Genomic DNA, 11,945 nt, shown 5'->3' with positions numbered 1-11,945 from the left:
TTCAGGGACTTCGTGTTTCTTGGCTGTCATTGTGCTTACGGACATGCAGACTTGCGCCTGCGGTGGATTGTCCGTTTACACAAAATTCTGCACACCCTCGATCAGCAAGCCACTCTTCTAGTGGAACGCAAGGCCCTAAGCGCATCGCAATGCCGCATATCAAAACTTTCGACTAGGAGACGTTCAAGGTGCAGGTCATCTTTGCATTGAGCGTTCACTGTGCTTTGAGGTCAACGACTGCTTCTTGGCCGGTAGCTACCAGCTACCCAGTCCTATCTACCATCAAATAACGTTCATCGTGTGTTGAACCCCTGTGTCTGCAGAGCCGCATTGGTTGTTGTTTATGTTGTTATATCGACCTATCTGTCGCAGCCAAGGATGGGCAGAGATGCTCCCTTAGCTATCCAAGTCCAGTACCGCAAGCCTTTGGCGATCGCTGGGCATTTTAAAAACTGTCGCCTTCACATCACCGCCATGCTTCCGCGTATAAGCTGTAATGGCTGCAGCCCCAATCCTGTAGCCATCCCCCCATTGAATCAGGAGCACCTTATGCGCAAAGCCTCTGTCCTTGTGTTTGCCCTTGCCACTTTGTTCTCTGGCATCACTTGGGCTTCGTCCGATCAGTCCTGCTCCGCGGCCGCCACGGAGAAAAAGCTTGCCGGTGCCGCAAAGACCGCTTTCCTCAAAAAGTGTGAGAAGGATGCCAAAGCGACCTGTGAGGTGACTGCCGCCGACAAGAAGCTGGCTGGCGCTGCCAAGTCCAGCTTCACCAAGAAATGCGTCAAAGACGCTGTGGGCAGCTGACTATCTGCCCCTGAGCCTGTTCGCCTGACTGGTTGAGGATCGGTCTTGGGGGGCGCACGGCCCGCAGGTGGTGTGCCACTGCAAGATGGACATCAACGCGCAGGGCTTGGGGACTCCACCCAGTCCAGCCTGAACCGGCGCTGGCTGCGTTCAGCAGCAATTTCGACGCTGGCCGCCCGCTGCCCACCATGGTTTGTGGGCGGTCTCCATCAACATCATGTCTTCGGCTGAACTGCAGCCTTGCCAGAGCGCATGGGGGCGGCGGAGAACATGCTGCGATAGTCCCTTGGCGCCAGTCCCAGTCTGGCGCGAAAGTGATGCCGCAGGACCTGCACGCTGCCAAATCCCACCCGGGCGGCGATGTCCTCGACCGGCATTGCGCTGCTCTCGAGCAGGCGCTGGGCCTCTGCGACCCGCTCGGCGATCAGCCATTGCCCCGGCGGGACACCCGTGGCCTCGATGAAGCGACGCAGAAAGGTCCGGGGGCTCATGAGCACGCTCTGGGCCATGCGCTCCACCGTCCAGTCATTGTGCAGCTCCGCCCGCATGCGCTCCAGTACGTCCGAGAGCCGATGCAGGCGGTCCGGCTGCACTGGCCGCTCGATGAACTGGGCCTGGCCACCGCTGCGATGGGGCGGCATCACCAAGCGCCGGGCCACGCTGTTCGCGGCCTTGACGCCAAAATCCTTGCGCACCAGGTGCAGCATCAGGTCGATGCCGGCAGCGCTGCCAGCGGATGTCAGGATGCGGTCTTCCTCGGCATACAGCACATCGGCATCGACCTGGATCGCCGGATGCCGCTGGCGAAGCACCTCAGCGTATCGCCAGTGCGTGGCGGCACGCCGCCCGTCCAGCAGCCCTGTGGCAGCCAGCACGAAGGCCCCGGAGCAGATCGACGCGAGGCGGGCGCCGCGCTCCCAGGCCTGGCGCAGGCGTTGCGCCAGTGCCTCGGGGACCGGTACATGCGCACCTTTCCAGCCGGCCACCACAATCAGATCGGCCTGCTCCAGCAAATCGGCGGGACCATCGGCCATGACGCGCAGGCCACCATGGGCGCGCAGCCAGCCGGGTTCCACCGCGGCACTGGCAAAGCGGTACCAGTGGGGGCCCATTTCCGGTCGCGACAGGCCAAAAATCTCGGCCACGATGGAGAACTCAAAGGTACACAGGCCATCGTAGATCGGCGCCACCACCAGGGGACCGGAGGTGGTGGAAGGGATTGGCGTAATTTGTTCGATGGATGTCATTGGTGCCAATTGTGAGGCAGAGCAAGCACCGACAAGATCAGCGGCATTCCCCACCACACCATCTGAATTGCCATGACTTCCCCTTGCACCCATGTGACCGCGATTCCTGCCGCACCCGCTGCCGACGCCGAGGCGCATTTTGCCGCTGCATTCCGTTTCGAAACGGATTGTTGGGATGTGCATGATGGGCTCTCCAAGGGGCCGGATTTCGTGCTGCTCGACGTGCGCTCGCCGCAGTTGTTCGCCCAGGGCCATGTGCCAGGTGCCATCAACCTGCCACACGGCAAGATCGTTGCCAGCAAGCTGACCGCTTGGCCGGCGGACACGCTGTTTGTGACCTACTGCGCCGGTCCGCATTGCAATGGCGCAGCACGCGGGGCGCTGCGTCTGGCAAGGCTGGGTCGGCCCGTGAAACTGATGGCCGGCGGGGTGACCGGCTGGCTGGATGAGGGCTTTGAGCTGCACAGGCCCAGTGCGCTGGTAGACCAGGCCTGCAGTGTGCCTGTGCAAAACGGAAGCGACGGAGCCTAGACGCTGGCCACAGGACCTCATGCCCAGTGCCTTGCAGGCGCCTGCAGCCCATGTGTTGCCGGCGCCAACATCCGCCATAGGCGCTGCCAAACAGCCTTGTCCTTGCCACAGGCAAGCACCAGTGGCGACTGGGGGCGTGTGCTTGGCTGCACTGCGGTGGTGGCCACCGTGCCAGAAGGCACGGCAGAGCAGTGTCCGGACCACAGGACCGCTATCGGTCAAGACCCGGCGAGTGTCACTGCGGCGGCCCAGGAGACCACGGGGCCAGCTCCATCCGGTCGCGACCCTTGCGCTTGGATGCGTAGAGGGCGTCGTCCGCCCGCTTGAGCCAGTGCGACAGTTCCGTGTCGGGCTGGTCGAACATGGTGGCACCAATGCTCAGGGCCACGGGCTCGGGCGTCGCGAACAGCGTGCGCGCTTGCTGCGCGAACGCCTCGCGCAGTGTCTCGCACAGCGCCTGCACGGCGGCGCTGGAGGTGTTGGTCAGCAGGATCACGAATTCGTCCCCGCCCAGCCGCGCGGCCAGCGCGCCGTCGGGCAGGGTGCTGCGCAGGAGGTCGGCGAAGGTCACCAGCAGGCGGTCGCCGGCATCGTGGCCGTGCAGGTCGTTGACCTGCTTGAAGTGGTCGATGTCGATCAGCAGCAGGGCGCCGGGGCTGGCCGGCGAGGCCTGCTGCAGTAACGGCGGTGCGCGCAGATAGAGTGCACGGCGGTTGTCCAGGGCGGTCAGCGGGTCGCGGGCGGCGATCTGCGCGATGCGTTCCTCGCGGCGGTGGCGCTCGGTGCCGGTCATGGACATGGCCAACAGCATGATCGCCATCACGCCTTCGACCAGCGAGACCAGGATCACCGTGCCGCGGAAACTGGCCAGGTTGATGAAGGCGTCCGGCACCAGGGTCGAGCTGGCCTTGGCAAGGTAGAACAGACCATGCACCAGCAGCACGAAACGCAGCTGCGCCGCGCCCACGCTCAAGGTCAAGGCACCGTCCTGTGGGCGCAGCAGCAGGCCGGCACGCAAGCTGATGACGGCGATCAGCAGTGACTGGATGCCCAGCATTGCCTTGGACCACCAGGGGCCGCCGGGCAGTGCCAGCATGGCCAGCCAGACGGCGACCAGCAGCCACCAGGCGCGCGGCAGCCGGGTGCGCGTGAATGCGGCGACACCGGACAGGAACATCCAGTGGGCCACGATCAGCATCCCGTTCGGAAACCAGATGCCGAACAGCACATAGCCACGCGAGCGCAGCAGGGCCAGCACGCAGCCCACGGCAATGATGGCGAAGCCCGTGCTCCACAGCAGCAGCGAGCGTTCGCGCACGCTGCGCCATTCGGCGACCAGGTACAGCGCAGAGGCTGCGGCCATGGCCGAGGTGAGGACGAGCAGGGTGAAGGGATCGAGGGCCATGGACGATAGATGTATCAGCGCGGGTGGGCCCGGCGGCGCGCGCGCGGCGCGATTGTCGCAGGGTGCAGATGTCCCGGTTGCCGTTGGGGGCCTGTGCCGGGCTTGCGTGCATGCCCCAGGGCACGGGACAGCACGCGCAGCGCTGCAGCACCCCAGCTTCGCGCGAGCGAATCCAGGCAGCGCCGCGATCGTTTGAGGTCAAAATAGCCTCTAGCCTGCCTGCAGGAAGCGCATCAAGCTACCAAGTCGATAGCGTGCAAGGGTTGCCGTAAGCTCAGCACCATGCATACATGTTCGATAGGTCCTTTTTCCGTCTCAGCCGTGGGGCTGGGGTGCATGAATTTCTGCCATGGCTACGGCAGCGGGGCCACGCCCCAGCAGGCACAGGCCGTGCTGCACGCGGCGCTGGAGGCCGGGGTGACGCTGTTTGACACGGCGGCCCTGTATGGGGTCGGGGCCAGCGAATCGCTGGTGGGGCCAATCCTGCAGCCCCACCGTGACCGCATCGTGTTGGCCAGCAAGGGGGGGATGGCCGGGGTGCGCGGTGCGGATGGCGTGCTGCGCCGCGTGATCGATGGCAGCCCCCAGGCGCTGCGCCAAAACTGTGAGGACAGCCTGCGCCGCCTGGGCACAGATGTGATCGACCTGTACTACCTGCACCGCTGGGACCCGCGCGTGCCGATCGAGGAGTCGGTGGGGGCGATGGCGCGCCTGGTGCAAGAGGGCAAGGTGCGGGCCCTGGGCCTGTCCGAGGTGGGGGTGGACACCCTGCGCCGCGCCCACCGCGAGCACCCGATTGCGGCCTTGCAAAGCGAGTATTCGCTGTGGACGCGCAATGCCGAATTGGGCACCCTGGCCGCCTGCCGCGAGCTGGGCATTGCCTATGTGGCCTTCAGCCCCCTGGGGCGTGGTTTTCTGCCCGGGCAGCTGCAGGACGTGACGCAGCTGCTGCCCAGCGACATGCGCAGCAGCATGCCGCGCTTTGCGCCCGAGACCTATGCGCGCAATCTGCAGCTGCTGGCCCCGATGCAGGTGCTGGCCGCCCAGGCGGGCTGCACCCTGGCCGAACTGGCCATCGCCTGGGTGCTGCACCAGGGCGAGCACGTGGTGGCCCTGCCCGGCACCACCCGTGTGGACCATCTGCTGGAAGACGTGCGGGGCGGCAGCATTCAACTCAGCCCCACGGTGCTGGCCGGGCTGGATGCCCTGTTCCTGCCCCAGGCGATTGCCGGTGACCGCTATGGCCTACAGGCCCAGCGCGAGGTGGACACCGAGAAATATGCCTTCGAGCAGACCGGCCGCTGAGCGGGCTGTGGGCCGCCAAGGTATGCCGTGGGCGCATAGCTGCTAGCACGTCCACCGCCACCAGGGCGGCGCAGGGCGCTGGCACACTGGCTTGCATAACTATCCAAGGAGATCACCATGCAAGGCCGTCGCACATCGGGCTGGGGGGCACGCTGGACGCGTGCGTGGATGAGTCTGGTGCTGGCGTTGCTGCCCGCCGTGGCGCCGCAGGCCCAGCCTCTGTCGGGCAAGCCGCTGCGCATCGTCGTGCCGTTTGGCGCAGGGGGCGTGGCCGATGTGACCTCGCGCGTGGTGGCGCAGCAGCTGTCCACCCAGCTGGGGCAGGCGGTGATCATCGAGAACAAGCCCAGCGCCGGAGGCATTGTGGCGGCGGACACGGTGGTCAAGTCTGCGCCCGACGGCCACACCCTGTTTCTGCTGTCCAACGGCAGCGCGGTCACGGTGAACCTGTTTCGGCAGCTGCCGTTCGACCTGGTGCAGGACCTGACGCCCATCTCCACCCTGGGTTACTTCGACATCGGTGTGATCACCGATGGTCGGGCCCGTTTCCAGAGCCTGAACGAGGTAGTGGCCTATGCCAAGGCGCACCCGGGGCAGCTCAACATCGGCAGCATCAATGTGGGCAGCACCCAGCACCTGGCGGCCGAGCTGTTCAAGTCGGCGGCCGGCATCGACGCGCAGATCGTGCCCTTCAATGGCACGCCCGCAGTGGTGACGGCGCTGCGCGGCCGGCAGATCGATGTGGCGGTGGAAATCCTGGCGCCCCTGACGGGGCAGATCCAGTCCCAGGCCGTCAAGTTGCTGGCGGTGGCGGGCGCGCAGCGCTCGGCCCTGCTGCCCGCAGTGCCCACGGCGCAGGAGGCCGGGGTGCCGGGCTTTGTCGCAGCCTCCTGGAATGCGCTGGCTGTGCCGTCGCGCACGCCACCTGCCGTGGTCCAGCGCCTGCACCAGGAGATTGCTGCCGCCGTGCGCCACCCGGACGTGGTGCAGAAGCTGCGTGCGCTCCACGTGCAGGCCCAGGACAGCACGCCCGCACAGACGGCGCAGCTGCTGCAGTCCGAAATCCAGCGTTGGGGCGTGGTGATCGAAAAGGCCCATATCACCAAGCAGTGAGCGCGCAGTTTGCTATGAAAAACGGGGTCGCCTGTCCCCTGGCGTGGCTGGCGGAAGATGGGTGTTGGGCGGCGCTGAGCAGGGGGACATGACCCAACCCCCGCTGGGCAGGCACCAGGCCCGGGCGTGCAGCCGCAGGCTGTGCCCAGGGACGCTGCCGTGTGACAGCGCGCCAACGCGGCGTATCCGGCGGCGTGGGGGGCGTGTCCGCTGCGCTCAATACAGCTTGCGCTTGCCCGGCTGCAGCAACACCACCAGGGCGCCGGCACCGCCCTCGGCCGGGCGGGCCTGCACAAAGGCCAGCACTTCCTTTTTCTGCACCAGCCAACGCTGGACCTTGGACTTGAGCACCGGCGTCTTGCCGGGCGAACCCAGGCCCTTGCCGTGCACCACGCGCACGCAGCGCAGGCCGGTGCGGTGGGCCAGGCGGATGAACTGGCCCAGGGCCTCGCGCGCCTCGTCGGAGCGCAGGCCGTGCAGGTCCAACTGGCGCTGGATGCTCCAGTGCCCGGCGCGCAGCTTGTGTGTCACGTCCAGGCCGATGCCGGGGCGGCGAAAGCTGAGCTGATCGTCCACGTCCAGCAGGGTGCTGACGTCGAACTCGTCGCTCATGGCCTCGTGCAGCACCCGCTCCTCATCCAGCTCATGCTGCAGGCGGCGCGGCGTGGGCGGGGCCTGCTCGAACGCAAAGCGGTCGGTGTGCGGCAGCGGCGTGACGGCGCCCACGAAGTGGGTGAACAGGTTGCGCTCGCGCTCGGCGGCGGCTTCGGCCTGGCGGCGCGCCAGTTCGGCGGCCTCCTGGCGCTCGCGCTGCAGCTTCAGCTCGCGCGAGATGCCGCCCAGCGCGTGCAGGCCGTGGTGGCGAAAGGCCTGGCTCATAGCTGTCCCGCCTCGGCCATGGAGTGGTTGGCGCCCTGCGCCACGATAATGTGGTCCAGCACGCGCACGTCCAGCAGGCCCAGGGCCTGCTTCAGGGTGTCGGTCAGCGCGTGGTCGGCCGGGCTGGGCAGCACGCTGCCGCTGGGGTGGTTGTGCGTCAGGATCACGCTGGCAGCGTGGTGGTGCAGGGCGCGCAAGGCCACCTCGCGGGGGTAGACCGAGGTCTGGCTCAGCGTGCCCCGGAACATTTCTTCCATGGCAATCAATCGGTTCTGGCTGTCCAGGAACAGCACGGCAAAAATCTCGTGGGGGCGGTGGCCCAGGTGCAGTTGCAGGTAGTGCTTCACGGCCCCGGGGTGGTCGAAGACCTCGCGCTCGCGCAGTTGCTGGGCCGTGGCGCGTTTGGCCAATTCCATCACTGCCAGCATTTCCGCACGCTTGGCAGGGCCGAGCCCCTTGACGCTGTGCAGCGCCTGGTCGCCGGTGTTGAGCAGCCCGGCCAGCCCGCCGAAGCGGTCCAGCAGGCCCTGGGCCATCTGTAGCACGCTGCAGCCGGCCAGGCCGGTGCGCAGCAAGATGGCCAGCAGCTCGGCGTCGGACAGGGCGCTGGCGCCCCGTGCCAGCAGCTTTTCGCGGGGCAGGGTGTCGGTCGGCAGGTCTTTGAAGGCCATGGTCCTGGGGCTGAAAGTGGGATAAACAGACGCCAAGGGCGCAGGGGCATGCCCGGTTTTCTACAATGGCGGCCAGTTTATCGGGACTTCCATGACCAATTCCGCGCCTTCGACCACGACTTCTGTGCCCACCGTACAAGCGGGCTCCTTCCTGACGTTGCACTACCGTCTGGCCGGCCCGGCCGGTGATGTGATCAACACCTTCCTGGAAAAGCCCGGCACGCTGTCGCTGGGCACGGGCGAGCTGTCGCCGGCCATCGAGGAGCAGCTGATCGGTCTGCCCGAAGGCATGCACACCACGTTCGAGCTGCCCGCCGGCGTGGCCTTTGGCGAGCGCAACCCCGACATGCTGCAGTGGGTGGCGCGCAAGCTGCTGAACGAGCTGGGCGATCCGCACGAACAGTACGCCGCGGGCGACGTGGTGCAGTTCCCCACGCCCGACGGGCTGGGCAGCTATGCCGGCTCGGTGGTGCAGGTGCGCGAGGACGGTGCCGTGCTGTTCGACTTCAGCCACCCGCTGGCGGGCCAGCCCGTGACCTTCGAAGTGCAGATCATCGGGGTGCTCTGAGGTGGTCGACGCCAAGGAAATCCTGCTGGCCGAACCCCGGGGCTTTTGCGCCGGTGTGGACCGCGCCATCGAGATCGTCGAGCGGGCGCTGCAGAAGTTCGGCCGCCCGATCTATGTGCGCCACGAGATCGTGCACAACACCTTCGTGGTCAACGACCTGAAGGACAAGGGTGCGATCTTCATCGAAGAGCTGTCGGACGTGCCCCCGGGCGCCACCCTGGTGTTCAGCGCCCACGGTGTGAGCAAGGCGGTGCAGGAAGAGGCGCAGGCGCGCGGCTTCAGCATCTTCGACGCCACCTGTCCGCTGGTGACCAAGGTGCACGTCGAGGTCGCCAAGCTGGCCAAGGAGGGCTATGAGTTCCTCATGATCGGCCACAAGGGCCATCCCGAGGTGGAAGGCACCATGGGCCAATTGTCCGAAGGCATCCACCTGGTGGAAGACGAAGCCGATGTGGCCAAGGTGCAGCCCAGGCAGACCGAGCTGCTGGCCGTGGTGACGCAAACCACGCTGAGCGTGGACGACGCTGCCGGCATCAAGGCGGCCATCAAGGCGCGTTTTCCGCATGTGCGCGAGCCCAAGCAGCAGGACATCTGCTACGCCACGCAGAACCGCCAGGATGCCGTCAAGGTGCTGGCGCCGCAGGTGGACGTGGTGATCGTGGTGGGCAGCCCCACCAGCTCCAACAGCAACCGCCTGCGCGAGCTGGCGCAGCGCCTGGGCACGCCCGCCTACATGGTGGACAACGCGGACGAGCTGCAGCAGGCGTGGTTCGAATCGGCCAGCCGCGTGGGCCTGACGGCCGGGGCCTCGGCCCCCGAGGTGCTGGTCAACGGCGTCATCGCCCGCATCAAGGCGCTGGGCGCGGTCTCCGTGCGCAAGATGGACGGCGTGGAGGAAACCATGAAGTTCCCGCTGCCCAAGGGCCTGAAGATGATCGACCCGGCCACGGGCCTGGAGATCGAGGTGCGCAAGACGCCCGAAACCGGCGCCTGAGGCGCCGAGGCTTTACGCGCTGATCTCTTCCATAAAAAGAGCGCCTGGCGCTGGTATTGCAAGCACTTCAGCCTGTTTGGATGCTGAAGACCGCGAACAACCAGCGCCAGGCGCTCTTTTTTTTTATGTGTGCTGCGTGCCCGCGGCGCTCAGCCCCACAGGTCCAGCGGGGGATCGCTGGCCACGGCCCGCAGGATGTCGGTGCGGCTGATGAAGCCGCTCAGGTGGCCCAGGTCGTCGGTCACGGGCAGGCCGGGCAGGCCGGTGTCCAGCAGCACATGGGCTACGCGGCGCAGGTCGGTGTCCTCGGCCACGGCGGGCACGGGCGACAGCATGGCCTCGGTCACCGGGCGCTTGGCCAGGGCGATCGCATCGCGCAGCGCGCCGGGTTCGGGCAGCAGCGCCAGCGGTGCCATGTCCGCGCGCAGCAGCAGGCCCACCACGCGCTGCTGGGCATCCAGCACCGGGGCCTGGGCAATCTTCTTGCTGGCCAGCACCTGCCAGGCCTGCTCCACCGTCAGCTCGGGCGTCACGGTGACCGCGCCGCGCGTCATCACGTCGCGCACCAGGTAGAGGCGCTTGCGCTCTTCCTTGGGGCCTTGCTCGGTCCCCAGGTAGGCCGACACGGCCCCCTGGGCGCGGGCGGTCAGGTGGTGCAGCAGGTCCGGGTTGCGCGCCTGGGCTTCCTGCGACTCGATCCCGCTGCTGCTGGCGCGCAGGCCGCTGGGGCGTTGCACGCCGCGCACGGCCGCAATCTGGCTGAGGCGATCGGGCCCCCCCTGGTACATGGGGCCGTGGATGCCGAAAACATAAAACATCTGCCAATCTCCTTGGATGTGTGCGGGGGCCTTTCCTCTCTATCGGCACACCAGCCTGCAACTGAACAGCAACTGCCGCACAATGGCGGATGCACTGCGGCGCTGGCGTCCCGATCCGGCCCGCACCACTAAAATTGCCACCATGCTAGACATTCTTCTTCTCCGCAAAGACCTCGACTCCGCGATTGCGCGCCTGGAAACTCGTAAGAAGCCGCAAGCCTTCCTGAATGTGGAAGCCTTTCAGGCCCTGGAGTCCGAGCGCAAGACCTTGCAAACCCGCACGGAGGAGCTGCAGGCCCAGCGCAACCAGCTGTCCAAGCAGATCGGCATGCTGATGGGCAAGGGCGACAAGGACGGCGCCGAAGCTGCCAAGGCCCAGGTGGCCGCCTCCAAGACCGAACTGGAGCAATCCGACGCGCGCCTGGAACAGATCAAGACCGAGCTGGAAACCATGCTGCAGGCCGTGCCCAACCTGCCGCACGAGAGCGTGCCGGTGGGTGCCGGTGAGGACGACAACGTGGTCGTGCGCACCTGGGGCACGCCCAAGGTCTTCGACTTCGAAGTCAAGGACCACGTGGACGTGGGCATGCCGCTGGGCCTGGACTTCGACATGGGCGTGAAGCTGTCGGGCTCGCGCTTCACCGTCATGAAGGGCGGCATTGCCCGCCTGCACCGCGCGCTGGCGCAGTTCATGCTGAACGTGCAGACCGGCGAGCACGGCTACACCGAGTGCTACGTGCCCTACGCCGTGAACGCCGATTCGCTGCGTGGCACCGGCCAGTTGCCCAAGTTCGAAGGCGACCTGTTCGCCGCCAAGAAGGGCGGCCAGGAGGGTGAGCCCGTGCCGGACAACCAGGCGCTGTACCTGATCCCCACCTCGGAAGTGCCCCTGACCAACTTCCTGCGCGACGTGGTCGTGCAAGAGGCAGAGCTGCCCATCAAGCTGACGGCGCACACCCCGTGCTTCCGCTCGGAAGCCGGCAGCTACGGCCGTGACACGCGCGGCATGATCCGCCAGCACCAGTTCGACAAGGTCGAGATGGTGCAGATCGTGCACCCCGAAAAGAGCTACGAAGTGCTGGAAGAGATGACCGGCCACGCCGAGGCCATCCTGCAGAAGCTGGGCCTGCCGTACCGCGTGATGAGCCTGTGCACCGGCGACATGGGTTTTGGCGCCACCAAGACCTATGACCTGGAAGTGTGGCTGCCCGGCCAGGGCAAGTACCGTGAGATCAGCTCGATCTCCAACTGCGAGGCCTTCCAGGCCCGCCGCATGCAGGCGCGCTTCAAGAACGCCAAGGGCAAGAACGAGCTGGTGCACACGCTCAATGGCTCCGGCCTGGCCGTGGGCCGCTGCCTGGTTGCCGTGCTGGAAAACTACCAGCAGGCCGATGGCTCGGTGGTCATCCCCGAGGTGCTGCGCCCCTACATGGGTGGCCTGGAACGCCTGCAGGCCTAAAAAACTCCGGGTTTGCCGGAAGCGGTCAAAAACGCTGCTACAATAGCAGCTTCGACACGCAGGAGAGGTGGCAGAGTGGTCGAATGTACCTGACTCGAAATCAGGCGTAGCAGCAATGCTACCGTGGGTTCGAATCCCACCCTCTCCGCCA

12 protein-coding genes and 1 tRNA gene are annotated in these 11,945 nt (G+C 66.4%); 8 read left to right on the top strand and 5 right to left on the bottom strand.

The features are described 5' to 3' along the window. The first annotated feature begins 549 nt into the window (after positions 1-549). Positions 550-804 carry a hypothetical protein gene (locus FYM52_RS15160; protein WP_154164700.1) on the top strand — a complete coding sequence of 85 codons (255 nt, stop codon included), beginning with the start codon at positions 550-552 and terminating at the stop codon, positions 802-804. A gap of 215 nt (positions 805-1,019) precedes the next feature. Here FYM52_RS15160 and ftrA read toward each other — a convergent pair whose 3' ends face one another. Next, on the bottom strand, positions 1,020-2,051 hold the full coding sequence (gene ftrA / locus FYM52_RS15155) for a transcriptional regulator FtrA (protein ID WP_162858930.1): 1,032 nt from the start codon (positions 2,049-2,051) through the stop codon (positions 1,020-1,022). A gap of 72 nt (positions 2,052-2,123) precedes the next feature. On the opposite strand from ftrA, the gene FYM52_RS15150 reads away from it, so the two are divergent. Continuing rightward, on the top strand, positions 2,124-2,582 hold the full coding sequence (locus FYM52_RS15150) for a rhodanese-like domain-containing protein (RefSeq protein WP_154164698.1): 459 nt from the start codon (positions 2,124-2,126) through the stop codon (positions 2,580-2,582). 235 nt (positions 2,583-2,817) lie between these two features. On the opposite strand, the gene FYM52_RS15145 is transcribed toward FYM52_RS15150, so the two are convergent. Then, complete coding sequence (locus FYM52_RS15145; protein WP_154164697.1) at positions 2,818-3,987, bottom strand: GGDEF domain-containing protein; 1,170 nt, start codon at positions 3,985-3,987, stop codon at positions 2,818-2,820. A 282-nt stretch (positions 3,988-4,269) separates the two neighbouring features. Between FYM52_RS15145 and FYM52_RS15140 the strand changes: the two genes are divergently transcribed. Both FYM52_RS15140 and FYM52_RS15135 read left to right on the top strand, forming a co-directional pair. Further along, complete coding sequence (locus FYM52_RS15140; RefSeq protein ID WP_154164696.1) at positions 4,270-5,292, top strand: aldo/keto reductase; 1,023 nt, start codon at positions 4,270-4,272, stop codon at positions 5,290-5,292. A 168-nt stretch (positions 5,293-5,460) separates the two neighbouring features. After that, positions 5,461-6,405, top strand: a complete 945-nt coding sequence (locus tag FYM52_RS15135; RefSeq protein WP_238826237.1) for a tripartite tricarboxylate transporter substrate binding protein — start codon at positions 5,461-5,463, stop codon at positions 6,403-6,405. Between the two features lie 216 nt (positions 6,406-6,621). On the opposite strand, the gene FYM52_RS15130 is transcribed toward FYM52_RS15135, so the two are convergent. Beyond that, positions 6,622-7,284, bottom strand: coding sequence for a Smr/MutS family protein (locus FYM52_RS15130; protein WP_042417249.1), 663 nt, complete (start codon positions 7,282-7,284; stop codon positions 6,622-6,624). Continuing rightward, positions 7,281-7,955, bottom strand: coding sequence for a DNA repair protein RadC (gene radC, locus FYM52_RS15125; protein ID WP_154164694.1), 675 nt, complete (start codon positions 7,953-7,955; stop codon positions 7,281-7,283). Before radC ends, FYM52_RS15130 begins: the two co-directional genes overlap by 4 nt. Before the next feature lie 91 nt (positions 7,956-8,046). Here radC and FYM52_RS15120 point away from each other — a divergent pair, with 91 nt between their 5' ends. Together FYM52_RS15120 and ispH are read left to right on the top strand one after the other, a co-directional pair. After that, positions 8,047-8,523: a peptidylprolyl isomerase gene (locus tag FYM52_RS15120; RefSeq protein WP_154164693.1), complete on the top strand. Its 477-nt coding sequence runs from the start codon at positions 8,047-8,049 to the stop codon at positions 8,521-8,523. A gap of 1 nt (position 8,524) precedes the next feature. Continuing rightward, positions 8,525-9,517: a 4-hydroxy-3-methylbut-2-enyl diphosphate reductase gene (gene ispH / locus FYM52_RS15115; protein ID WP_162524745.1), complete on the top strand. Its 993-nt coding sequence runs from the start codon at positions 8,525-8,527 to the stop codon at positions 9,515-9,517. 149 nt (positions 9,518-9,666) lie between these two features. Here the strand turns inward: ispH and FYM52_RS15110 are convergent, their stop codons facing one another. After that, positions 9,667-10,335, bottom strand: coding sequence for an HPP family protein (locus FYM52_RS15110; protein ID WP_045266355.1), 669 nt, complete (start codon positions 10,333-10,335; stop codon positions 9,667-9,669). Between the two features lie 142 nt (positions 10,336-10,477). Here FYM52_RS15110 and serS point away from each other — a divergent pair, with 142 nt between their 5' ends. Together serS and FYM52_RS15100 are read left to right on the top strand one after the other, a co-directional pair. Continuing rightward, entirely contained in the window at positions 10,478-11,794 is a 1,317-nt protein-coding gene (gene serS / locus FYM52_RS15105; protein WP_154164692.1) for a serine--tRNA ligase, read from the top strand. A 61-nt stretch (positions 11,795-11,855) separates the two neighbouring features. Continuing rightward, positions 11,856-11,945 (top strand) — tRNA-Ser (locus FYM52_RS15100).

The organism is Comamonas sp. CAH-2 (assembly GCF_009668305.1).
GTDB classification, from domain to species: Bacteria; Pseudomonadota; Gammaproteobacteria; order Burkholderiales; family Burkholderiaceae_C; genus Comamonas; species Comamonas aquatica.
This window is presented reverse-complemented; position numbering and strand designations above follow the sequence as displayed.

What these genes read in the sequence shown, in the direction of transcription:
- FYM52_RS15160 (WP_154164700.1), top strand. Translation starts at nt 550, where the DNA reads ATGCGCAAAGCCTCTGTCCTTGTGTTTGCCCTTGCCACTTTGTTCTCT.
- ftrA (WP_162858930.1), bottom strand. Translation starts at nt 2,051, where the DNA reads ATGACATCCATCGAACAAATTACGCCAATCCCTTCCACCACCTCCGGT.
- FYM52_RS15150 (WP_154164698.1), top strand. Translation starts at nt 2,124, where the DNA reads ATGACTTCCCCTTGCACCCATGTGACCGCGATTCCTGCCGCACCCGCT.
- FYM52_RS15145 (WP_154164697.1), bottom strand. Translation starts at nt 3,987, where the DNA reads ATGGCCCTCGATCCCTTCACCCTGCTCGTCCTCACCTCGGCCATGGCC.
- FYM52_RS15140 (WP_154164696.1), top strand. Translation starts at nt 4,270, where the DNA reads ATGCATACATGTTCGATAGGTCCTTTTTCCGTCTCAGCCGTGGGGCTG.
- FYM52_RS15135 (WP_238826237.1), top strand. Translation starts at nt 5,461, where the DNA reads ATGAGTCTGGTGCTGGCGTTGCTGCCCGCCGTGGCGCCGCAGGCCCAG.
- FYM52_RS15130 (WP_042417249.1), bottom strand. Translation starts at nt 7,284, where the DNA reads ATGAGCCAGGCCTTTCGCCACCACGGCCTGCACGCGCTGGGCGGCATC.
- radC (WP_154164694.1), bottom strand. Translation starts at nt 7,955, where the DNA reads ATGGCCTTCAAAGACCTGCCGACCGACACCCTGCCCCGCGAAAAGCTG.
- FYM52_RS15120 (WP_154164693.1), top strand. Translation starts at nt 8,047, where the DNA reads ATGACCAATTCCGCGCCTTCGACCACGACTTCTGTGCCCACCGTACAA.
- FYM52_RS15110 (WP_045266355.1), bottom strand. Translation starts at nt 10,335, where the DNA reads ATGTTTTATGTTTTCGGCATCCACGGCCCCATGTACCAGGGGGGGCCC.
- serS (WP_154164692.1), top strand. Translation starts at nt 10,478, where the DNA reads ATGCTAGACATTCTTCTTCTCCGCAAAGACCTCGACTCCGCGATTGCG.